The following is a 22,730-nucleotide window of genomic DNA, read 5'->3' on the forward strand; positions in this document are numbered from 1 at the left end:
TTTTTCATTTTATACTGATATTCCTTTTTTACTTTTTCGGGGCTGCTTTTTTAACAGCAGCAGCTTTTGGCTGCGCAGTCCCAGTTGAATCAGCAGCAGGAGCCATGCCAAGTGCTTCTTTCGCAGCAGCACTTGTAGGATCTACTGCTAACAACTTGGTCCAGTACTCCTTCGATTTCGCTTCGTCTTTTAGTGTAGTCTGGCTGTAGAACGCTAAATAGTTGTAAGCCAGTTTCAAATAAGACTTGTATTTCGATGGATCCGGATCTTTCTCAGCTAGTTCAGCCAGCTTCATATAATATGGCGCAGAAATACCCTTATCAATGTTTTCCTGTTTGTCATAAGCATTGTAAAGCGCACTTGCTCTCCAATAGTATCCATAAGGCCAATCAGGAAGCTTCTGTGTTACGATTGCAAAAGTTGAGTCAGCTGATAAATACATTGCTTGTTTATTAGCTGCAATCTGCGCACTGTCACCAGCAGCATTATCTAATGAACCAAGCGCACCGGCCGATTGAAATTTCGACAGACCCAAGTAATAGTAATCATTTGCGGAAGCTTTCGCAGTGTCAAGGTTGATACCTTTGTTGTAAGTCATTGCAGCATTAGGAAAATCCTTAGCAGCGTAATACAAGGCACCCACTTCTTTATAAGTTGTAGCGGCGTCTGTTTTACTAGTATCCATATCAGCACCCTTTAAGATATAAAGAACACCTGTTGAATCATAACCTTTTCCGTCTGTAACCTTTGAATTATATGCACGACCAAGGTATTTGTAGTCATCGCCAATAACTTTATCCGGAGCAACTTTGATAAACTCATTCAAGCTTTCAATTGCTTTATCAGGATTGTTAGTTTTAGCATACGACCATCCATACATACGAAGCGTGATAGGATTATTGATTTGTCCTTTCATTTCGTCAAGTATCTGCAAAGATTTTGCATAGTCATCAGCTGTAAATGCAAACTGTGCAGCACGAAGTTTAGTCTCAGGATCAACATTTCCGCTTTTCTGCATATAAAGGTCAAAATTGTCAGCAGCTTGTTTGTATTTCTGAGCGAAGAAATAAAGCTCTGCCAAATCTTTGTAAGCAGGTCCGAAGTTCGGGTCTGATTCAATTGCTTTTTTGTAGTTTTCAAGAGCAAGATTATAGTTCTTACCTCTCAAATAAACTGATCCAATACGGTTATGAGCAACAGCATAATTAGGTTTTGCGGTCAAAGCATATTCATATGCAGTTACAGCAGCACCACCTTCATTACGCAACATTAAAGCATCACCTTTTGCAATGTAAGCATCTGCAAGATTTTTGTCTCTTTTCACAGCTTCATCCAAAAGTCGGATAGCCTCAGCAGGATCGTTCGATTTCTCGAACAAGGTATATGCTTCTCCTATGCGGAACAAAATTTCTGCGTCTTTCCCTTTTTTCTTTTCTGCAAGGTCAAAAAGCTCCTTAGATTTGGCACGATCACCTTTACCCAAAGCCACTGTTCCTAAACCAACCTGATTAAGGTATGATTTGTCGTCAAGCTCAAGCCCTTTTTGAAAAGCTTTTTGCGCCTCATCCAATTGTTTAGTGATTACGTAATAGTAACCAAGATAATATTGATTATCAGCTGACGGAGATCCCGTTGCTAATTTGGTAAACACGTCCCCCGCTTCCTTATTACGCTCTGCGTGTAATAAAGCCAAACCGTCCTGTGCTGTTTGTGCGTGTACCTTTACCAAAGAAAATACGCATAATACCAGCGCTGCTAACTTCATTCTCATGTTTCTGTTCATTTTTACCCGGTTAATATAATGACAAAAAATTTGGCCTCTAATAAACAAGTTCCAAATGTAATAAATTGTATAAGAACACTAAAAATTTTGTCCGGTCCTTATTTCGAGCTCTCTTGGATACACTACCGTTGGGATCAGACCCATTTTTTGGATAATAAGACCTCCAACATCCCGTGCTATATAATTCAACATTCCCCCGCCAAGTCCGGGATATCCTTCCCTAATTATGATATAAACATCACGGGAAAGGGGATAATTTTTCAGTTCAAGTCCATTTTGAAAAGGCTGATAATAATCTGCAATTGAAGAAGGATTAGATTTATTGGAAACACCTAAAACCCTAATCCCTTCTGAAAGTTCCCTTGCCAACTTCTCATGCCCGTCGCTGATCCAGTTCACACCAATAAAACCCAGACTTAACGGATTTTTTTTAATTTCGTCTACTACATTTTTATTTGAACCAGCAGATTTGATGCGCAAGTTTTGAATGCTATTCAAATCAAATTTGCTCATAATAAAATTCAGGTTACTCGAATTTGCATTATCGAATACCAACGTAATAGGCCCACTCTGGCTGCTACCTTTTAACTGGGACCAATCTGTAATTTTACCTTCTACAATTGACTTCAGTTCATCCATTGTAATCAGGCTATCTCTATTGGTCTGGCTAACAACAAGTGCCAATCCGTCCAGTGCTATGTGATGCGCTTTTTGAATTCCATCCTGCTGTTTGACCATCGAAATCTCTTTCTCAGCCAGTTGTCTCGTGGTAAAGACCAATCTTACACTATCTTCAAGCAATTCCAGAATGGCTTCCTGTTCCGGTTTATAAACCACATTAAAATGTGCTCTTGGATAAATTCCTGTATATGCCTTTGTAAGTGCATCTACGAGGGGCTTAAAAGATTCATCAGCAGCAATCGTAATTGTACCCTGAACAGGATTATCTCGCTGCGTTTCCGACGATTTTGAACATCCCGAAAACAAAAACGACATTAATACAAAACTTCCAACTACTGTGCTGAACCGATATTTCATGCTTCTTTGATGTTAACTCATTTCTTCCAAGCCCTGTAACCCCGGTAAAAACCGTATAAAATAAGTATGCCAGCAAAGGCAGTCCTTTGAATACTTCCAACAGGGAGCAAACTAAAAGATAAGGAGGAGGCGATCAAATAGATCCCTCCTCCTATGTATACCAGAGCCATTAACAAAGAAGCAAGACCTATGATCTTCTCATGCAATGGTTTTTCCTTCATGAGTTACTCAAGTTGGAAATTAATAGGCAAGTTATATTTAACCCTAACTGCACGTCCTGATTGCTTACCTGGTTTCCACTTTGGCATTGCTTTCACAACGCGGATAGCTTCTTCATCGCAACCAAAACCTAAGCCTTTAAGTACTGCAACATCCTGGATACTTCCATCCGTATTAACAACGAATGACATAAATACTCTTCCAGATACATTGGCACGAGAAGCTGCACTTGGATACTTGATATTTTTACCTAAGTATTTGTACATTTCACTTGTTCCACCCGGAAACTCAGGTTGTTGCTCAACCACAGTAAATACTTTCTCTTCAGCAGGAGCGGCTTCTACCACTGTTCCTTTACTAGGAGCAGCAACTTGTTCCGGAGCCACGATTATCTCGTCAGCATTTGGATCACCTTCAACTGTCTTGTCTGCAATTACTGCTTCTTTCAAATCCTCAACTGTTGGCGGAGGCGTTTCTTCCGGAACCTTTTCATCCATTTTTACCTCGGGAGGTAAAAACTTCACCGTTGCTACCTTAGGCTGCTCGATTGGCGGCGGCGGCGGTGGCGGTGGCTCCGTCGGGTCTATTGGCGGTGGTGGCAAATTCATTAAATCCACGTTAACCATTACTTCCTCTTTTTCTTCTTCACCTTTAAACGCATCAATCAATGCAGGAGAAAACATTGCGAAAACAAAAAGAGCAGCGCCGATCAATGTTGATTTGGTAATATCTGCACGATATCCCTTTCTCAGTGAAAATGCACCATACGCCTTATTACGATTAGCAAACACTATATCATCCAGTGTTGCATTCGGGCTAACTTCTGCCATGGCGTTTAAATTATAATGTTAAAAAATAATCTTTCTTACTAAACCTAAGGGCTGTCCTTATGGTTTTACTTTGTCTCCAAGTAACTTCTTTTCCGAGTCGGTAAGGTTATCTACGAGTGCGTACTTCTTAGACTTGGTGATGGCCATTTCATCCAACACATCCACCATGTTTTTGTAAGTAGATACAACCGTAGGCTTAATAACGACTACAAATGCGCCGTAACCCTTTTCGTCTTTCGCGTTTGCAGCATTGATACGATTAGCCGATTCGAAAATCACGCTTCTCAAATCAGAACCAAAACGAGTCGTCTTTAAAGATTCCTCTGCCTTTGGATCATCAGCCGCAAGACCGTCAAGATAGTAGACGTCATCATTTTTACCCAGGAAAAGTGTCAGTACTTTTGACGCTTTAAGTGGTTCGGTTTCATCCTTTGTTTCTGTTTTGTCAGGAACGTTCAATGTCATCGACGTAGGTTTCGACATTGTCGTTGCAAGCATAAAGAACGTAATAAGCAAGAAGCCCAAATCCACCATCGGTGTCATATCAACATTGGTGGACAATTTCTTGCCGCGAACTTTACCGTCGCCTTTACCACCACCACCGGTTTCTACTATTGCTGACATATTAGTCTTTTATTTCAAGTGAAATACTTAATCCATTTTGAAACCTGCAGGAGCATCTTCGCTACCTGTGATCAAATTGAATCGGTTAATGTTCTGCGACTGAAGATTTCCTAACACATCCTTGAAAACAGGGAATTTTGCAAGGTTATCTCCTTTCAAAGCGATTCTTAATCCAGGATCTGCTTTTCTTGCAGCATATACCCAGTCAGCCAACTCACTTGTTCCCGATGAATCCACAGGGATACCTGGTTGTTTAATCTGAGACATCTGCGCTTCCGGCGTGTTCAAAAAGGCTTTCAACTGGTTCAATGGAAATCCGAAGCTTGACTGAAGCGAGAATTTCTTTTTCTCCAAATCTGTGAAAGTAACTCCCTTAGATTGAGCGATGTTATCCAACATTGATATTCTTGTTGTCTGAGCATCCACACCAAAGAAAACTTTTCCCGTTTTGTCAATACTAATGATCATAATTTTATCATCCGGCACTTTAATCGTCGATACCGAACTTGGAGTTGTAACCTCCGCGTCATTGGTTTTAAACGTCGCCGTCATAATAAAGAATGTCAGTAGCAAGAACGCCAGATCCACCATGGGCGTCATATCCATGTGAGGTGGATGTTTCTTGGGCTTAACTATTGCCATAACTTTACAAATATATAAGTTTTTTTAATATTAACGAAAATTATATATCAATAGTATATTACTATTAATAATGAGCTGCAAAATTTTGCTGAATGCTCAAACCAATTTCGTCAATACTGTAAGTAAGGTCATCAACACGACTGTTCAAATATGCATAAGAAACAGTTGCAATTGCAGATGTACCGATACCAATCGCTGTATTGATAAGGGCCTCAGAGATACCCGCTGCAAGAGCACCAGAATCAGCAGAACCAGATGCACCAAGAGCCGCGAACGCTTTGATCATACCAAGTACCGTTCCAAGAAGGGCGATAAGTGTAGAAGCACCGGCAAGGGTTGCGATAATCGTAAGGTTTTTCTGCAACATTGGAAGTTCAAGCGTAGTTGCTTCATCAATCTCTTTCTGCAAAGCGGCAAGTTTTTGTTCTTTGTCAAGAGCACCATCAACAGCAAGTTGTTTGTACTTAACTAAACCTGCTTTGATAACATTACCAACTGATCCTTTTTGCTTATCACATTCTTTGATAGCCTCGTCAATTTGGTTTTTGTCAAGAAGACTTTTCACTTTACGAACGAATGAATCGATGCTACCAGTACCGTTAGCTTTTCCGATCGTAATGATACGCTCAATTGTAAACACAAGAACAATAAGAAAACAAGTCATCAAAACTGGTACAATAGGTCCTCCTTCGTGAACGATACCGAAATAGTCTCCTGGTTTTGGCCCTTTTTCATGATCTCCATCAATAAAGTGATCCGGAGCTCCTAAAACGAAAATGTAAACACATAGGGCAATAACAAATAGTAGGGGGATTACCAATGCCGGGTTCAAACCACCTGAGCCTTTTGGTGCTGCTGTTGCAGGCTTTGGTGCTGGTGCCGGAGTCGTTGCTTTCTTTTCCATCAGACTTACTTTTAAAGGTTAAATTGAGATTTTGGTTGTGAATTAAATAAAAGTTTTGGTTAAACTAGGTTTTTGTAAAATAAAATTTTGATTGTGGTGTTACTATTTTGAATTCTACAAAAGTATGAGTTTTCCTTTTAAAAAAAAGCAAGCATTTGTCTGGTTTTTTTATTCCAATTCTGCATGAATAAATTGCCAATTGTATAATTTTAAGAATGCCTGCTTGACTAATTTTTGTTTTTATTGGGTATTTTACATTGATAAAGAACGATATATAGTGATTTCAGAGAGTTATATAAAATTGCACTATCCGCCTCAAAGCCTAGGAACATATTTTTTTAAAACAACAATACATTTTAAAAAATTTTATCTTTTGCTTACAAAAGCAAATAATATTTGTCAACTACCTGCCGGAATTGGTATATTTTAAAGATTCCTCAAATTGAAAAATGTCCATTTTGAAAATTCGGATTATTTTTAAGTTTATAAATCTGATTTTCTGTTACGAATAATCTTCAAAAAGCCATTATTTCTTTGAGTTCGCAAAAATGTGGTAATTTTGGATTCTAATTTACCTCCAGACGCTAACATAACAAATTCTTAATATCATGAAAATCGATCAAGAGTCCTTAAAGAAAATCGCTCACCTGGCCAGACTTCATGTAAAACCGGAAGAAGAGGTTGCTCTTCTGAACAGTATGGACAATGTTTTAACATGGATGGAACAGCTCAATGAGATCGATACAGAAGGTGTAGAGCCATTGACACATATTATGGATGAAGTCAACAACTGGCGCGAAGATTCAGGGAACAATAGTCTGACAAGAAACGAGGCACTCGCCAATGCGCCTAGTCAGGACGGGGTGTATATTAAGGTACCGAAAGTGATAGAATAACTCACTGTTTCGAAATAATAAAATTATCCGCATCCAGGTAAGCCGGGAAAGTTTCCCGGTATTCTGATAAACCAGGCTTTGAAAGATGTATAATTTTTTCCTGCTCTTTGTCTCCGAGACTTAGCAATGGTTCGCCCAGGAAATCCAGTGCAGCACTATCGCCCTGATGCATAATTCCATTTCCATCTGCACCTACCCTGTTCACACCTATCACATAACTCAGATTTTCTATAGCGCGGGCTTTCAGAAGCGTATTCCACGCATGTGCGCGTCGCGCGGGCCAGTTAGCGACGTAAATAAGAAGGTCATAGGGATCTGAGGAAGAGTTTCTGCTCCAAACAGGAAATCTGAGATCGTAACAAACCAAAGGGAAAACATTCCAGCCACGCCAGTTAACGCGCAACGGCGAATTCCCCGGCTTGTAATTCTGGTGCTCCTCCCCCATTCTGAATAAATGCCGCTTATCACTGTGAAAAATTTCACCATCCGGCTGAACACACATTAACCGGTTAAAAAAGCTGCCATTTTCTTTCACAGCAAAACTTCCAATGATCAATGCGTTTGTTTGCAATGCCATATATTTCATCCACCTGGTCGTGGTCATATTCATATGCTCTGCGAATTTCGTGTTCATCGTAAAACCCGAATTAAACATTTCAGGCAAAACAAACACGTCAACCGGCTGTTCGATATTCGCGATTTTTTCTTCCAGAGACGAAAGGTTCGCAGTAATATCTTCCCAGTACAATTCAGTTTGTATCATACAAACCGCAAGTTTGTCGACCGGCTCAGTACGCATCAGCAGCAAATTATTTCTAAAAACTAAACAACATTTATTATCTGCGACCAGGAAAACGCATGCGATAGTCTGCGTCCGTTTTGCCTTTTGAAATATCGGTCAGCTTCTTCTTTATAAGTTGTTTTTTCAATGTTGGCAGGTAATCAACAAAAAGTTTGCCCAGTAAATGGTCATATTCATGCTGAATGATCCGCGCAGCCATTCCTGTATATTCTTCGGTAAATTCATTCCAATCCGTATCACGATAACGGATTAAGACTCTTTCCGGGCGATAAACATCACCGCGAATTCCCGGGATACTTAAACAGCCTTCTTCAAACGCCCACTCTTCTCCGTCTTCTTCAAGAATTTCCGGGTTGATAAATGTCTTTTTGAAACCAACCAGGCTCAAATCTACCTCCTCATCATCGTCGTCGTCTTCATCCTTTTCACTGAAAGGCGTTCCGTCGGCGACAAAAACACGGATATTCAATCCAACCTGCGGAGCTGCCAGGCCTACGCCGTTAGCAGAGTACATCGTCTCGAACATATCTGCCGAAAGCTTTTTAAGATCCATTTCATCTTTTTCTATAAAGCGTGTCTGCTTTCTTAAAATTGGGTCACCAAAGGCTACGATTGGGTAAATCATCTTACTGTGTATTGAAAATTATATAAATTAGGTTTAAACAGAAAATACTAAAATAACCTTTTACTCTCCATAAAGGATTGTAAAATAATGGTCGCGCTTATTTTATCAATATTTCCTTTTTCTCGTCTGTCGCTTTTTTTCGATCCTCCGGCGATCATCGACTGCAAGGCCATCGACGACGTAAATCTTTCGTCATGGGTATGAACCGGAATATCAGGAAAACTTTTTTTCAAAAGCTTCACAAATGTATGCACTCTTGCTGCGTTATCACTTTCAGTGTTATCAAGTCTTTTCGGCATTCCGATGATGAAAGCTTCAATAGGCTCACGTTCAGAATATTTTTTCAAAAAATCCAGAAGATCATGCGTCCTGACCGTTTCCAGTGCCGTTGCAATGATTTGCAACGGATCCGTTACAGCAATACCGGTACGCTTTGCACCGTAATCAATAGCCAATAAACGAGGCATTTTTGTAAACTATAAGTGAATAGTCAATATGTGACTAAAAATATTCTTGCAAAGATAAGACCTTTCACTTAGCTTTCCCTGATTCGAATGACCGATCGTAGATTTTCATACATGCATCACGGAATCCGATTATCTTTGTAGATATGATTGAAAAGCGTTGGATACAAATCCCTGAATTACCCTCTGATCAACTGGAAGTTGCGAGTGAACTGGCTGAGGCTCTAAAAGTGAACCTATTTTTGGCAACACTTTTGGTTCAGCGCGGCATTAAAGATTTTGACCAATCCCGTAATTTTTTCCGTCCGGACCTATCCCATTTGCACGATCCTTATCTTATGCAGGATATGGATCTGGCGGTTGAACGTTTGTCCAAAGCAATTGCCAACGGCGAGAAAATTCTGGTCTACGGAGATTATGATGTGGACGGCACCACTTCGGTAACATTGTTTTATGGATTTTTAAGAAAAATTTATGACAATCTCGACTACTATATCCCTGACCGGTACAACGAAGGGTATGGCGTTTCCTGGCAGAGTATTGATTTTGCGCAAGAAAATGGTTTTTCGCTGATTGTCACGCTGGACTGCGGAATTAAGTCGGTTGATAAAGTGACAGAAGCAAACAACCGTGGGATTGATTTTATTATCTGTGATCACCACCGCCCTGGCGATGAACTTCCACCGGCCGTTGCCGTTTTAGATCCCAAAAGGGAAGATTGCCTGTATCCATATAAAGAACTAACCGGCTGCGGTGTCGGGTTTAAATTGTTACAGGCTTTTTGTATTCAACACGATATCCCACAGGAAACCTTGTTCGAATATCTGGATCTGTTGGTAGTAAGTATTGCTGCCGATATCGTTCCTATCACCGGAGAGAACCGGGTTCTTGCTTATTTTGGCCTTCAAAGGCTGAATGCCGCGCCGCGCGTAGGTATGAAAGCGCTGATACAAATTGCAGGAATAACCGGCACGCTCGACATTACTAATGTAGTATTTGGTTTGGGACCGCGGATCAATGCTGCCGGGCGTATCAAACATGCGAAAGAAGCCGTTCGTCTTTTACTCTCTGAAGAAGAGCAGGAAGCGACAGATTTTGCGTATGAAATAAATCAGCATAATAGCGAGCGACGGACTTTCGACAGCAGTATTACGGAAGAAGCGCTGTTCATGATTGAAAATGACAGTTGGTTTACGGAAGCAAGAAGTACAGTACTATATAAGGAAGACTGGCACAAAGGTGTGATCGGAATTGTTGCCAGCCGGTGTATCGAAAAATATCATCGTCCTACAATTATTTTGACTCAATCGCATGGAAAAGCTGCGGGTTCGGCACGGTCTGTTCCCGGATTTGATGTATATGAAGCGATCGAAGAATGTTCGGAATTACTGGAACAATTTGGCGGGCACACTTTTGCAGCGGGTTTAACCTTACCGTTAGAAAATATTGATGCTTTCCGGGCTAAGTTTGACAAAATCGTCAGCAGCAGGATCCTTCCTGATCAACTGATTCCGATGATTAATATCGATCTTGAACTTGATTTAAATGCGGTGACGGCAAAGTTTTACAATATTCTCAGGCAAATGGGGCCTTTCGGACCCGGAAATATGACGCCAGTGTTTGAAAGTAAAAATGTTTTGCTCGCCGGACAACCGACAATCATGAAGGAAAAGCATATTAAATTTGATGTTAAACAAAACGGCTCACCTATTTTTACAGCCATTGGATTCGGTATGGCGCACTTATACGCAGAACTGATCAAGGGCAAGCCATTTTCTATCTGTTATAATCTTGAAGAGAATAACTTTCGGGATAAAAAAACGTTACAGTTGTTCCTGAAAGATGTCAAATTCCAATAGCCGTCTGACGATTATTGAATTCCCATAATTGAAAAATGATATTAAGAACCGAAAATCTGGTAAAAAAATACGGAGCGCGCCTCGTCAATAATAATGTTAGTTATCAGGTTGAACAGGGAGAAATTGTTGGATTGTTAGGCCCGAACGGTGCTGGCAAGACCACCTCTTTTTATATGGCTGTTGGCCTGGTTAAACCAAACAGCGGAAAAGTTTTTCTGGATGACAAGGATATTACCGACCTTCCTATGTACAAGCGCGCGCGTTTAGGGTTGGGTTATCTCGCGCAGGAAGCTTCGGTTTTTCGCTCTTTGACGGTCGAAGAAAATATCCTGGCTGTACTGGAAATGACTAATCTTTCAAAAGCGGATCAAAAACAAAAAGTTGAAGAACTGTTGGAAGAATTTCATTTACAGCATGTTCGCAAAAGCAAAGGTATGGTTTTGTCAGGTGGCGAACGCCGCAGAACTGAAATTGCCCGGTCGCTTGCCGTTGATCCAAAGTTTATTTTGCTTGACGAACCTTTCGCTGGGGTGGATCCAATTGCGGTTGAGGATATTCAGAGTATCGTCGCAAAGCTGAAAACAAAAAATATCGGAATTTTGATTACCGATCATAATGTAAATGAGACCTTGTCAATCACTGACCGTGCCTATTTATTGTTTGAGGGTAAAATTCTAAAACAGGGTACTGCTGAGGAGCTGGCGGAAGACGAACAGGTGAGAAGGGTTTACCTGGGACAACACTTTGAGTTGAAGCGAAAAGTATAGTCAATTTGTCTCCAGCATAGAAAAGGGAACGCTCACTGGCACTCCCTCTCTTACAATTATTCACCATGAACTGTATTAACTAAAACTTATTTTTTAGGACACTTTTTACAGTATTTTCCTTTCTTTTTATAGGCTTTGCAGCAGTCTTTAAAAACGCATTCCGTCTGCTGGATCAGCGATTTTGACCAAAAGTTATTTGACTCCGAAAGCACTGCTGGTTCACTAAAAATCAACTCGTTCATCTCATCTCCGTTATTGATGAGACAAATGTATAATCTATTTAGAATCATTCAAAACTTTTAAGGAATTATTTTGAACAAATCTAAATAGTCGAAATGCATTAAATTTAAAACACTGGAAAAGGATCTTTGAATTTTCCTTGTTTTTCCATGTGAAGAATTTCCTGGCCATCACACAAACAGTCTTCAAGTTCTGCCATAATCGCCTTCTGATCTATATCCTGGCCAATAATCACAAGCTCATTGGTTCGGTCACCAAACCTTCCCCAACGCGATTCGATAGATTCCCGATTATCAATATATGCCTGATAGCGAACTCGTTGACTCAACGGCATACTCGCCCACCAAACTCCCGCACCTTCCGCACGCAGCGAACCACCTGCCTGGCTCCAATTTAAAGCATCGCCCGGACGGGAAGCAATCCAGAACAATCCTTTGCTGCGGATAATCCCGGCAGGCCAATTTTGCGAAAGATAATTCCAGAAACGTTCCGGATGAAAGGGACGCTTATCCCGAAACACAAAAGAATTAATTCCATATTCCTCAGATTCCGGCGTGTGAGTTCCGCTTTCCAGCTTTTTAAGTTCCTGAATCCATCCCGCAGATTGGGATGCTTCATCATAATTAAATAATCCGGTGTTAAGAATATCCTTTGGTTCAACCCTTGAAAAACTGCTTTCGATAAGACGTGCTGTTGCGTTGAGTGCTTTTAGCACAGCTTTTAATTCGGAAAGTTGAGAAGTTGAAATCAGATCCACTTTGTTTAAAATAATAACATCAGCGAATTCGATCTGATCGGTTAGCAAATTCACAATCGTACGGGTATCCGAATGATCTTCATTTAGATCCCGGCTCACGATGGTATCCAAAGAACCAAAATCCTTTGAAAAATTGAACGCATCCACGACAGTTACCATACAATCGATCGTTGCCCATTTAGCCAGATCAATTCCATTTTCATCATCCACAAAATTGAATGTTTGCGCAATCGGGACAGGTTCCGAGATTCCGGTACTTTCGATCAACAGGTAATCAAAACGATTTTCCTTAGCCAGGTTTTGCACTTCAATCATTAAATCTTCACGAAGTGTACAACAGATGCAACCGTTTGACATTTCCACCAGCCTTTCTTCGGTTCGGCTCAGCGTATTTTCATTTTTCACCAACTGAGCGTCAATGTTAACCTCGCTCATGTCATTTACGATCACGGCAACTTTTAATCCCTCTTTATTGTGAAGGATATGGTTTAGTAAAGTGGTTTTTCCAGCACCAAGAAATCCACTCAGCACCGTTACCGGAAGTTTTTTATGAATCATAGTTCGCTATTTATATATTTGCAACATTGTTGCAAATATATAAATAAACAAATTAATGCAACAACGTTGCATTAATTAAAATCTACTCAACCAAACCATATCCTTTGGATCTCAAATTCCTGATAATTTCCTGACTGGAAACCTGATTGGTTTGGAAAGTCAGTGTGAGTGTGTCATTAACAATCGATATCCGATTTGACTTTATTCCTTTCATACGCTCTAAGTCGTTTCTCAAAGTCTCTTCATCATATTCCCCGAAAAGATTGACTTCCAGCTGACGGTGATTTTTGAAAAACAAAAATCGCTGCTCAGCCAGCTTTTGATTTTCATTTTTAAATGGCCCATAGTTGCTGACCACTATTCCACCAATCGCAATGACTAAACTCACAAAATGTATGATGCGATCGGTGGTATTGCAAAATGACCTAACTCTTAATAGGTCCAGAATAATTTTCAAAATCAGGTAAAACATAACAGCCAACTGAATCCACACGAAAACTGGTTTGTAACGGGCAAAAAAATTCAGATAAGGCAGAGAAGTGCCTATAAGGGAAAACAAAGGTAAAAGGCAGCAACCAATGTGAAGTAATGTCGATGCGAAGACTACGGGTAAGGTAGCGAAAATCCTGATACTCATAATTATTGTAATAATCCGATTGTAGATTCAATCTTTTTTATCATTTTTGCAACATAGTTGCAAATAATAGAGTTCAGTTATTATGATAAAAAAGTTTGTTATTCCTGCCGCACTTGCCCTCTTCCTTTTAAATTCATGTGCTTCCGATAAAACAAAAAGCGAAGCACTGACTGAAGCAAATAAAATACACCTGGAATCCGTTGCTATCCACGAGCGCATCGAAAATGAGATTAAAAAAAAGAAAAAAGTTGCTGTCACGAATGGCGATTCTGCTTTAATTTTAAAACTGGATAGTTTGCATAAGCTGGTTGAATTATGGGAGGAAGGAATTGTTGAAGTTCCTGGTTTTGATCACGAACATCATCATGAAGGCGGAGCGCATCATCATGAACACAAAGCAGCTCCACAAATGACAGATGAATCGATGCTTGATTATCAGCGTAGTACCAAAGCTGCGATAGAGCAACTACAAAAAGATTTAAACAAATTAAGAGACTGACATCAGCCAATGAAAACAGGAATAACGATTTTTATGTTGACCGCTGCGTTGACATTATCTGCCGCAACAAGTCCGCTGCTGATCAACTGGAAAAAGTTGTCGGATGTGGAATTTGCAAGAAAACTCAATAAGGAAGTGAACATGTATTTCCTTTATCCAACATTCGGCCCGACTGTGAAAGCTTTGCAGGGAAAGGAGATTCAGATTAAAGGGTATATAATTCCGGTTGACGAGAATGAAAATGTCTATGTTGTCTCCGCGCAACCAATGGCCATGTGTTTTTTCTGCGGAGGTTCAGGGCCGGAATCGATTATGGAACTTCAATTCAAAAATAAAAAGCTGCGGTTTAAAACCGATGAGGTACGAACGGTAAAAGGAATTTTACAACTAAATCCATCTGATATTGAGCATTTGAATTACATTTTGAAAAACGCGGAAGTGGTAGAATAAAAAACGTGTAGTTATTTAAACACCTGGTTTAAATAACTACACGTAAATCAGGATACTCCAAAACTACTATTTCACCTTCTCCCAAATTTCATGGACCGGTTTGCCCGCTGTGCTTTTTCCGGTATGCTCCCAACGGCCGTTTTCCAGTTTGTAATCAAACGTCAGGCTCATCCCTACCCGATTATTGTCTTTTGATAAAAACTCGATTTTTTCTGAATATTTACCATCCTTAGCCGTATAGGTTCCTCCTCCCGTATTGTAAAAAGTCCTGTCAGCAGCATCAAATGCGATCCAGTGGAAACGTGTACCTGATAAAATTTTCAAAGTTTTTCTCGTTCCTTCCTGATGAATTTTTACCAATGCTCCCTGACCGTCGTTTGCACGTTCGGTAATCCGCCAAAGGCCCGACATAGGTGCATTCTCGCTTTCATCAATTTTCATCCAGACCATCGCTTCTTCGTATTTTAAAGTGAGCACACCATCTTTCTTCGCTACTGTGAAGACAATTGGAATTCCAACTTTGGCAGTATCCGACGGATTAAATTCCGGCGTATAAGTCATCTTATCGCCTTGCATAGTAAAAGGGCCGCCTTCTGTTCTTTCGTAAGATTTATTTAAAACACTGTATGAGGCGATAGTCAAATAATTTTCAGCAACAATTAAAGTGGACGTACTACCTGTTGGTTCCTGAGATTTCCAGGCGCCTTTCGGAACCTGGCTCATCGCCACAGTACCGCATAATAATAATGAAAGGATAATAAGTTGTTTCATGCTATTTTAGTTTACGTTTGTGTGACTTCTGCATCAAAATTATGCCAGATTAGAGAAATTGGTTTTCTCAAATGTTAATACCACCTGCATACTAACGAAGAACTTCCTTCAAAACGTCCAGAGATCTGATTTCGCCCAACGTATCCATGTGAATTTTATAAAAGAAAAGAAGTTTTTCCAAAATGTCTACACGTCTGTTCCGGTCCAGTGCTACCACTACACCGTATCCATGCAGCAATAATTGTTCCGTTGCCAGGTGTTCCTTGACATCCGGAATATGCGGATAATGATTTTCGCGTAATTCCCCTTCCAGATCAGCAATACTTTCAATTCCAAATCCCAAATATGAAGCAAGTTGTAACAAAAACTGAATGTGGAAATTTTCAAAATGGTCGACTGCTTCATCAAGATATAAAACAGACTCCTCGATAAATTGAAACAGCGGCTCATTTGTTTCTTCTTCCCGCAAAGTTTTTCCCAGAATTTCCGTTACAAACATCGCGAGGCTCGATTTATACATATCGTATGGAAGTGTCTGGAAAGGATTATAACATTTTAACTCAGAGATCCGATGGATTGTGTCGTCCTTACTTTTATGATACACGACCATATCCAATAAGGTGAGCGGCTGAAAAAGCGCAATTTTATTCGACTTAGATTTGCTGCTGCGTACACCGTTGACGATGTAGGTCTGTATTCCAAACGACTCCGTGTAAACCTTCGCGATAATCGAGGATTCCCGGTAACGAATATAACTAAGCGCAACTCCTTTGGTTTTATGTAACATAATACAGACTATTCTGCTAAGGTAGGAATTAACAATACGATAACTTTTACAAAATAATCTGATTCAAATTATTTCTATCCTGAGGCACTTAACCTGGCTTTCTCTGCACTGTAAAACAATTCAAGAGAAAAATAATTAAATTATTTTAAAAACTATAATGGTTGGTTGGCTGTGTTATTTTTTAAATAAAATATAAAAAAATAGTGTTAAAATTTTCATAAACCCAGTTCCATGTGGCTGGCGAGGCATAAGTGGTTTACTTCAACTTCGGCTCGCAAAAAATCGAGAGAAAAAAACCGTAAGATTAGAAGTTTTTTAAGGGAAAGGATTTGTACCTTTATTCCGGGTTTACGAACTAAGAACGTTTTTCATTCGTTAACAAATTATTAAAAGGAATAAGATTTGCAGCCAGCAAACGAAAATATTTCTAACTCATTATTCTTCTTATGAGCGACGCCATAAAGCATGAGTGCGGGATTGCACTCATCCGTCTTCGAAAGCCATTTCAATACTACATTGACAAGTACGACACGCCGCTATATGCCGTGCACAAACTATCAGTAATGATGGAAAAACAGGTCAACCGGGGACAAGATGGAGCCGGTGTAGCCAATATAAAAATCGATGTTCCGCCGGGAAAACGCTACATAAGCCGTTACAGATCGGTAGAACCTCAGCCTCTTACTGATATTTTTTCGAAGATTCATAAGAAGTTTCGTAAGGGATTGAAGGATAATAAAGAGCGTATCAACGACGCAAAATGGTTACAGGAAAATCTTGCATTTACAGGCGAAGTTTGGCTGGGTCATTTACGTTACGGAACGCATGGCACGAACGAGGTTGAAAACTGTCATCCCATGCTTCGTCAGAGTAACTGGAGGAGCCGTAACCTGGTGATGGCCGGAAACTTCAATATGACCAATGTTGACGAGCTTTTTGGCAAATTAGTATCATTGGGACAGCACCCAAAAGAGAAAGTGGACACCGTGACTGTCATGGAAAAAATTGGACATTTTCTGGATGAAGAAAACCAGCGTGTGTTTGATCGCTTCAAAGGAATTTACGAAAACCCTACACTTTCTGACGTAATTGAAGAAAACATCGACCTGCAAAGACTGCTTTACAGATCTTGCCGTGACTTTGATGGCGGATATGCGATGTGTGGCCTAACAGGTTATGGAGCTTCATTCGTCATTCGTGACCCGGCCGGAATTCGTCCGGCATTTTATTATGCTGATGACGAAGTTGTTGTGGTGGCGTCAGAAAAACAAGCGATCAAGGCTGCGTTTAATGTAGAATATTCTCAAATTCAGGAAATTACTCCGGGTTCGGCACTTATAGTTGATAAAAACGGAGAATATAATGAATTCCCTATTTTGCCTCGTTTGGAAAAACGCTCATGCAGTTTTGAACGTATTTATTTCTCGCGGGGAACAGATCCGGATATTTACTACGAGCGTAAGCAACTTGGTAAATTATTGATTCCGCAGATCTTGAAAGAGATCAATTACGACCTGGAAAACACGATATTCTCATATATTCCAAACACGGCCGAAACTTCCTTTTTAGGAATGATCGAAGGTTTGGAAGAATACCTGGCCAAGAAAAGAAAACAGGCCATCATGGATGGAATTCTTTTTGAAGCTGATTTGGAAAAAGTATTATCCTTCCGTCCCCGTATTGAAAAGCTGGTGACAAAGGATGTAAAATCAAGGACTTTTATTACCGCAGATGCTCTTCGTGATGATATGGTATCCAGTGTTTACGATACTACTTTTGAAGTGGTTCGGAAAAATGTTGATACTGTTGTAATTATTGATGACTCGATCGTTCGTGGTACAACACTTGAAAAAAGTATTTTGACGATGCTTGACAGATTGCAGCCAAAGAAAATTGTGGTTGTATCCTCTGCGCCGCAAATTCGTTTCCCTGACTGTTATGGTATTGACATGTCAAAAATGAAAGATTTCGTGGCTTTCAGAGCTGTTTTGAAATTGTTGGAAGACAGGAATATGGATGACTTGATCGAAGAAGTTTACACCAAGGCTGTGGCTTCGATTGCGACTAAAAATTCTTTCCATACCAATTATGTGAAGGCGCTTTACGATCCATTTACCGATGATGAAATTTCAGATTCAATTGCTGAGATTATTCGCCCGAAGGATCTGAATGCTGAGCTTTCTGTAATTTTCCAAACGGTAGACAATCTTCACAAAGCTTGTCCTAACCATCTTGGAGATTGGTATTTCACTGGAAATTATCCAACACCCGGAGGAAACAAAGTGGTGAACAGAGCATTTGCCAATTCTCATGAGGGCAAACTGGAAAGAGCTTATTAATTAACATGAATTTCTTATAGATTGATGCAGTCGTCCGATAATCGGACGACTGTTTTTTTGTGTCAAAAGTGCTGATCTTGTTGAGTGATCCTATTTCTTTAATTCGGTAAAATTGAAAATAACTTCTAATTTGGCACTTTATTAAAACCTAAATCCATATGATCCGATTCAACAAATTCTTTTTTTGTAAAACATTATCACTCGCATTCATTTTTGCGTCGTTAATTTTCACTTCCTCAAATGCCCAGACTGTAAGCAGCGGAAGTCTGAAAGATTTAAGTTTTCTGGATGGCCGCTGGAAAGGTAGTTATAACGGTGGAACCATCGAAGCATCCTGGACAGCACCGGAAGGAGACAATATTGTCGGCTTTATTCGTATGGTAAAGGATGGAAAAGCAACACTTTATGAGTTATTCGCCTTTGAACAGACGGAAAAAGGACCGGTTGCGCACGTTAAACATTTCAAGCCTGGAATGATTTCGCTGGAAGAAAAAGAAGTTTCGGATACCTACAATTTTATTGAGGCCAAAAAGAATGAAGCGCTGTTTGAAAAAGACGATATCTCTGTTCGTATTATTTACGAAAGACGCAGCCAGAATCAGCTCGTGATCAGAAGGGGGAAACTTGAAAACAATAAATGGGAATTTATGGACTTGTTTGTTTTTAACCGTATACCTTAATTTTTCAAAATCAGATAAACGCCGGCCATTAAGAGGATTGCACCGCATATCCGGGCAAAACTAATGGGATGTACTGCAAAACCCTGAAAGCCGTAGTGGTCAATGACCATTGCGGCTAACATTTGTCCGGCTATAACCAGACAGATCAAATTGGCAGGACCGATATCGCGTACGATAAAAATAACGGTGACGACGTAAAATGCGCCTAAAAATCCTCCAGCATATTTCCAAATACTTACATCACGAAATGTAGCGAGGCTTGGAATCGGGTTCTGGTTGAAAAGTGGGAAAGCAACCAGTAAAACAAAGAGTCCAAAACTGAATGAAGTGATGGCTGCGATTAACGGATTTCCAAGCGCGACCCGCAGCTGGGCATTTACTCCAGACTGAACCGTATTTGCCATGCCAATCAGAAACGCCAGAAGCAGAAAAAACCAATTCATATTTGTGGACCTTGTAGATTTGGTTTCAAATTTGGAGTGTTCATTTTTTTAATTCATTGACCTTGTCCGGATCCACAGTGCGGAAATGTCCGTAAACTCTCAGGATAATAGCGAGCGCAACCGTTACTTCTGCCGCTGCCACTACAATCACAAACAAAGCAAAAAGTTGACCGCCGATCTTTTCAGGATCATGTCTGCTAAAAGCAATTAAATTGATGTTTACCGCATTCAGCATTAATTCAATACCAAGCAATATACCAATCAAATGCTGTTTCGTTATGGCTATTGCCAAACCGATACAGAACAAGGCTGCTCCAACGATCAGATAATGTTCTACCGGGATATTAATCATGAGAGACAGGATTTCTATTTAAAGCAAGGTATGCCGCACCGACCAAGGCCATCAGCAAAAGTACCGCCGCAATTTCAAAAGGAAGCAAGTGGCTCGTCATAAGTTCCACCCCTATCGTTTTCAAAGTCGATCGGGACATATTTGTTGCGCCGGTCATTTTAAAGTTTGCAGTGGCGATAATATAAGAAAGGAATACAAATAAACCTGTTCCCACTAAAAATCCCCAAAACTGGCGCTTTACAAAAACGATTACTTGGTTTGGCGTTGAAGAGACCGCCTCTCGGTCTGCCTTTTGCGTTAGCATTATGCCAAAAATTAACAGCACCAAAATCCCTCCAACATAAACCATAATTTGCGTGACCGCTAAAAAATCAGCACCCGCTAATACGTAAAGGGCTGCAACGCCCAGAAAAGTTACAAATAAAGCAAATGCCGCATAGATAAGATTTCTGGAAAATAATATGAAAAGCGCTGAAATAATCGCCAGGCCCGAAAATCCATAAAATGCCGCTATCTCCATATTCATGTAAATTATTCCTGATCAGGTGATTTGGGTTTCGGTTTCATCGTTGGACGGAAAGCCGGTTTGGCTTTCACTTCCTCATTTTTTATTTCTTCACTCGGCGACTCAGTGTTTTCTGAAACCGGCGGTTTTGGCTTCATAGTTGGTCTGAACGCAGGTTTCTGAGCAGCTGGTTCTTGGAAAGTTTCAGAAGTTGGCGTTGCTTCAGAAGAAGTTTCAACCTTCGGTTTCATCGTAGGACGAAACGCTGGTTTGGCCTTTACTTCTTCATTTTTTGTTTCTTCTCCTATCGGTTCCTTATTTTCTGAAACCGGAGTTTTCCGTTTCATCGTAGGTCTGAAAGCAGGTTTCGGAGCAGCCGGTTCTTGTGAAGTTTCGGCAGTTGGTATCGATTCAGAAGAAATTTCCTCCTTCGGTTTCATTTTAGCACGAAACACTGGTTTGGTCTTTACTTCCTCATTTTTAACCTCTTCTCCTGTCGGTTCCGTGTTTTCTGAAACCGGCGGTTTAGGTTTCATGGTTGGTCTGAAAGCAGGTTTTGGAGAAGCTGGTTCTGATTCAGAAGAAGTTCCCACCTTCGGTTTCATCGTTGGACGGAACGCTGGTTTGGCTTTTACTTCCTCATTTTTTATTTCTTCGCTCGTCGATTCATTACTTTCTGAAACCGGTGTTTTTGGTTTCATCGTTGGCTTAAACGGCAATTTGGCTGCTGGTTTTTCAACAACTGGTTCATCAGCCGCCACTTCCTTATCCGCTTTTGCTTCAACAGGAGCTGGTTTCCTCGGTTGAAATACTGGTTTTGGTCTGACGGTTTCCGGTTTAGTAGATTGTTCCTTCGCCGTTACTTCCTCCTGTTTTGGTCTAATTGTTGGCTTAAATGCCGGACGGGCCGTAGGCGCGGTTGCAGCAACTTCCGAAGGAGCTCCTGATTTTTGTGCCGCTTTTAATGCCTCTTTCTCTTTTTGGAATTGGTCAAGCAGATCTCTTTTTTCCTGTGCCTCGTCAGCTGTCAGGTTTCCGAAATTATAGACCATATCCCGAATATCAACTTCGCTATAATCGAAAGTCTTGGTCATGGTCAGACATTCCGTGGGACACACCGTTGTACAAAGCCCACAATAGCAGCATTTGGCCATATCAATATCAAACTTCGCAGCATAAAGCCGAATTGGAGAACCATCAGACGCGCGCCCAATTTCTTCAATAGCTTTAATCGGTTCAATGTCGATACAGTCAACAGGACAGATCTTTACGCATTTATCACATACAATACAGTCATCTATTTCATTATGAAGTCGATAACGTCCATTGTCCGGGATAGGGATTGTTTCAAGCGGATATTGGATCGTGACTAATCCGTCCTGCATATCATAGAAATTGCCTGTACGGATATCATTATTTACCCGACGATTTTTTGCGGCAAATAAATGTCGCAACGTCAGTTTCATACCCGTTAACGTGGTACTGATTCCCTCTGATATATTTTTAAAGTACGTAGACAATAGTTACAAGTCTCAATTTTCAATTCAAAACGACATCCGGAAAGTCCGAAAATAAGCCTATTGCAAAGATAGAGTAAACTATCAAAAAACTTACTTCTCAATCAAAACACCTTCCAATATAGCCAACAATTCTTTCTGAACAGACACCGTTTTATCCACGGCATACCACTTGTGGATATCCTCAGCAAATTCCTTGAATGGCTTAACGGGATTTATTTTATATTCTTCCATCATGTGCTGTGCACCGGCGGGACGCGGACCCCAATTGAATAATTCATTAAAAGATCCATCAACGGCAATCAATTTAGGAATTGATTTTCCGCCGTTGGTAAGATATAAATCCATCAGATCAGGATTTTCATCTCTCAGCAACAATTGAAGGTTAATTAATGGATTCAGCTTTGCAATGGCTGCAAGCACCGGAATATTTTGCGCGGCATCACCACACCAGGCCTCTGTCAGAACATACCAGGTTTGAGGTAATTGGATCTGATTAATCGCCTGCTTTAAACTTTCACTGAGTACAACCGTTTTATTCAGCCGCTGCATTCTGTGCAGATTTAACTTTGTGTAGTCCCTAAGCTCTTCTGACTGGTTTATGCCCGTTGTTCTTTGTTCCATTACAACCAGCTCCATCAATAACATATAGTCAGGATAGGAATAAATTTTACGCTCCGTCCCGCTTTGAAATAAATCCGCAAGGTTATTCATAAAAGTGTTTTTGTTCATTAAAAAAACC

At 40.4% G+C, this 22,730-nt stretch carries 25 protein-coding genes; 7 read left to right on the forward strand and 18 right to left on the reverse strand.

The genetic code is table 11. The features are described from left to right. Window positions 1–28: 28 nt before the first annotated feature. The 6 genes from AC1XUO_RS17990 to AC1XUO_RS18015 all read right to left on the reverse strand — a co-directional run bounded on the left by AC1XUO_RS17990 (window position 29) and on the right by AC1XUO_RS18015 (window position 6,040). The gene (locus AC1XUO_RS17990) at window positions 29–1,771 is read right to left on the reverse strand and encodes a tetratricopeptide repeat protein (RefSeq protein ID WP_483331158.1); all 1,743 of its coding nucleotides are present in this window, start codon (window positions 1,769–1,771) and stop codon (window positions 29–31) included. Between the two features lie 90 nt (window positions 1,772–1,861). Then, the gene (locus tag AC1XUO_RS17995) at window positions 1,862–2,821 is read right to left on the reverse strand and encodes a PstS family phosphate ABC transporter substrate-binding protein (protein WP_483331159.1); all 960 of its coding nucleotides are present in this window, start codon (window positions 2,819–2,821) and stop codon (window positions 1,862–1,864) included. Window positions 2,822–3,045: 224 nt separating this feature from the next. Next, on the reverse strand, window positions 3,046–3,870 hold the full coding sequence (locus tag AC1XUO_RS18000; RefSeq protein WP_483331160.1) for an energy transducer TonB: 825 nt from the start codon (window positions 3,868–3,870) through the stop codon (window positions 3,046–3,048). 57 nt (window positions 3,871–3,927) lie between these two features. Continuing rightward, the gene (locus tag AC1XUO_RS18005; RefSeq protein WP_483331161.1) at window positions 3,928–4,494 is read right to left on the reverse strand and encodes an ExbD/TolR family protein; all 567 of its coding nucleotides are present in this window, start codon (window positions 4,492–4,494) and stop codon (window positions 3,928–3,930) included. Window positions 4,495–4,521: 27 nt separating this feature from the next. After that, a complete protein-coding gene (locus AC1XUO_RS18010) occupies window positions 4,522–5,136 on the reverse strand; it encodes an ExbD/TolR family protein (protein WP_483331162.1) in 615 nt (204 codons plus the stop codon). Window positions 5,137–5,200: 64 nt separating this feature from the next. Continuing rightward, window positions 5,201–6,040 (reverse strand): MotA/TolQ/ExbB proton channel family protein, encoded by an 840-nt coding sequence (locus AC1XUO_RS18015; RefSeq protein WP_483331163.1) that lies wholly within the window; start codon window positions 6,038–6,040, stop codon window positions 5,201–5,203. 608 nt (window positions 6,041–6,648) lie between these two features. Between AC1XUO_RS18015 and gatC the strand changes: the two genes are divergently transcribed. Beyond that, on the forward strand, window positions 6,649–6,936 hold the full coding sequence (gene gatC, locus AC1XUO_RS18020; RefSeq protein WP_483331164.1) for an Asp-tRNA(Asn)/Glu-tRNA(Gln) amidotransferase subunit GatC: 288 nt from the start codon (window positions 6,649–6,651) through the stop codon (window positions 6,934–6,936). Window position 6,937: 1 nt separating this feature from the next. Here gatC and AC1XUO_RS18025 read toward each other — a convergent pair whose 3' ends face one another. From AC1XUO_RS18025 to ruvX, 3 genes are read right to left on the reverse strand one after another with little or no spacing between them, the layout of a single operon-like run. Next, on the reverse strand, window positions 6,938–7,735 hold the full coding sequence (locus AC1XUO_RS18025; RefSeq protein WP_483331165.1) for an amidohydrolase: 798 nt from the start codon (window positions 7,733–7,735) through the stop codon (window positions 6,938–6,940). A gap of 37 nt (window positions 7,736–7,772) precedes the next feature. After that, window positions 7,773–8,363 carry a peptide deformylase gene (gene def, locus AC1XUO_RS18030; protein ID WP_483331167.1) on the reverse strand — a complete coding sequence of 197 codons (591 nt, stop codon included), beginning with the start codon at window positions 8,361–8,363 and terminating at the stop codon, window positions 7,773–7,775. A gap of 47 nt (window positions 8,364–8,410) precedes the next feature. Continuing rightward, complete coding sequence (gene ruvX / locus AC1XUO_RS18035; protein WP_483331168.1) at window positions 8,411–8,830, reverse strand: Holliday junction resolvase RuvX; 420 nt, start codon at window positions 8,828–8,830, stop codon at window positions 8,411–8,413. 143 nt (window positions 8,831–8,973) lie between these two features. Here ruvX and recJ point away from each other — a divergent pair, with 143 nt between their 5' ends. Both recJ and lptB read left to right on the forward strand, forming a co-directional pair. Continuing rightward, entirely contained in the window at window positions 8,974–10,686 is a 1,713-nt protein-coding gene (gene recJ / locus AC1XUO_RS18040) for a single-stranded-DNA-specific exonuclease RecJ (RefSeq protein WP_483331169.1), read from the forward strand. A 35-nt stretch (window positions 10,687–10,721) separates the two neighbouring features. Then, window positions 10,722–11,453, forward strand: a complete 732-nt coding sequence (lptB, locus tag AC1XUO_RS18045) for an LPS export ABC transporter ATP-binding protein (protein ID WP_483331170.1) — start codon at window positions 10,722–10,724, stop codon at window positions 11,451–11,453. A 346-nt stretch (window positions 11,454–11,799) separates the two neighbouring features. Here the strand turns inward: lptB and AC1XUO_RS18050 are convergent, their stop codons facing one another. After that, entirely contained in the window at window positions 11,800–13,008 is a 1,209-nt protein-coding gene (locus AC1XUO_RS18050; protein WP_483331171.1) for a GTP-binding protein, read from the reverse strand. An 82-nt stretch (window positions 13,009–13,090) separates the two neighbouring features. Next, a complete protein-coding gene (locus AC1XUO_RS18055) occupies window positions 13,091–13,645 on the reverse strand; it encodes a hypothetical protein (protein WP_483331172.1) in 555 nt (184 codons plus the stop codon). 82 nt (window positions 13,646–13,727) lie between these two features. Here AC1XUO_RS18055 and AC1XUO_RS18060 point away from each other — a divergent pair, with 82 nt between their 5' ends. After that, window positions 13,728–14,144 (forward strand): hypothetical protein, encoded by a 417-nt coding sequence (locus AC1XUO_RS18060; protein WP_483331173.1) that lies wholly within the window; start codon window positions 13,728–13,730, stop codon window positions 14,142–14,144. Between the two features lie 9 nt (window positions 14,145–14,153). Continuing rightward, window positions 14,154–14,594, forward strand: coding sequence for a DUF3299 domain-containing protein (locus AC1XUO_RS18065; RefSeq protein ID WP_483331174.1), 441 nt, complete (start codon window positions 14,154–14,156; stop codon window positions 14,592–14,594). A 66-nt stretch (window positions 14,595–14,660) separates the two neighbouring features. On the opposite strand, the gene AC1XUO_RS18070 is transcribed toward AC1XUO_RS18065, so the two are convergent. Next, window positions 14,661–15,365 (reverse strand): hypothetical protein, encoded by a 705-nt coding sequence (locus AC1XUO_RS18070; protein WP_483331175.1) that lies wholly within the window; start codon window positions 15,363–15,365, stop codon window positions 14,661–14,663. 91 nt (window positions 15,366–15,456) lie between these two features. Beyond that, complete coding sequence (gene recO / locus AC1XUO_RS18075) at window positions 15,457–16,152, reverse strand: DNA repair protein RecO (RefSeq protein ID WP_483331176.1); 696 nt, start codon at window positions 16,150–16,152, stop codon at window positions 15,457–15,459. A 446-nt stretch (window positions 16,153–16,598) separates the two neighbouring features. Between recO and AC1XUO_RS18080 the strand changes: the two genes are divergently transcribed. Beyond that, the gene (locus AC1XUO_RS18080) at window positions 16,599–18,491 is read left to right on the forward strand and encodes an amidophosphoribosyltransferase (RefSeq protein ID WP_235152232.1); all 1,893 of its coding nucleotides are present in this window, start codon (window positions 16,599–16,601) and stop codon (window positions 18,489–18,491) included. Between the two features lie 158 nt (window positions 18,492–18,649). Further along, window positions 18,650–19,171: a DUF6265 family protein gene (locus AC1XUO_RS18085; RefSeq protein ID WP_483331177.1), complete on the forward strand. Its 522-nt coding sequence runs from the start codon at window positions 18,650–18,652 to the stop codon at window positions 19,169–19,171. Here the strand turns inward: AC1XUO_RS18085 and AC1XUO_RS18090 are convergent. From AC1XUO_RS18090 to AC1XUO_RS18110, 5 genes are all read right to left on the reverse strand, one after another. Then, window positions 19,168–19,614: a DMT family transporter gene (locus AC1XUO_RS18090; protein WP_235152230.1), complete on the reverse strand. Its 447-nt coding sequence runs from the start codon at window positions 19,612–19,614 to the stop codon at window positions 19,168–19,170. The genes AC1XUO_RS18085 and AC1XUO_RS18090 overlap by 4 nt on opposite strands. A 40-nt stretch (window positions 19,615–19,654) precedes the next feature. After that, complete coding sequence (gene nuoK, locus AC1XUO_RS18095) at window positions 19,655–19,966, reverse strand: NADH-quinone oxidoreductase subunit NuoK (RefSeq protein WP_255717909.1); 312 nt, start codon at window positions 19,964–19,966, stop codon at window positions 19,655–19,657. Next, entirely contained in the window at window positions 19,959–20,492 is a 534-nt protein-coding gene (locus AC1XUO_RS18100) for an NADH-quinone oxidoreductase subunit J family protein (RefSeq protein WP_483331179.1), read from the reverse strand. The genes nuoK and AC1XUO_RS18100 overlap by 8 nt, the downstream gene beginning before the upstream one ends. Window positions 20,493–20,497: 5 nt before the next feature. Beyond that, window positions 20,498–21,937, reverse strand: a complete 1,440-nt coding sequence (locus AC1XUO_RS18105) for a 4Fe-4S dicluster domain-containing protein (protein ID WP_483331180.1) — start codon at window positions 21,935–21,937, stop codon at window positions 20,498–20,500. Between the two features lie 144 nt (window positions 21,938–22,081). Next, on the reverse strand, window positions 22,082–22,702 hold the full coding sequence (locus AC1XUO_RS18110; RefSeq protein ID WP_483331182.1) for a thioredoxin family protein: 621 nt from the start codon (window positions 22,700–22,702) through the stop codon (window positions 22,082–22,084). Between the last annotated feature and the right edge of the window lie 28 nt (window positions 22,703–22,730).

It is taken from the genome of Dyadobacter sp. HNCC25DJ186, from assembly GCF_056895235.1.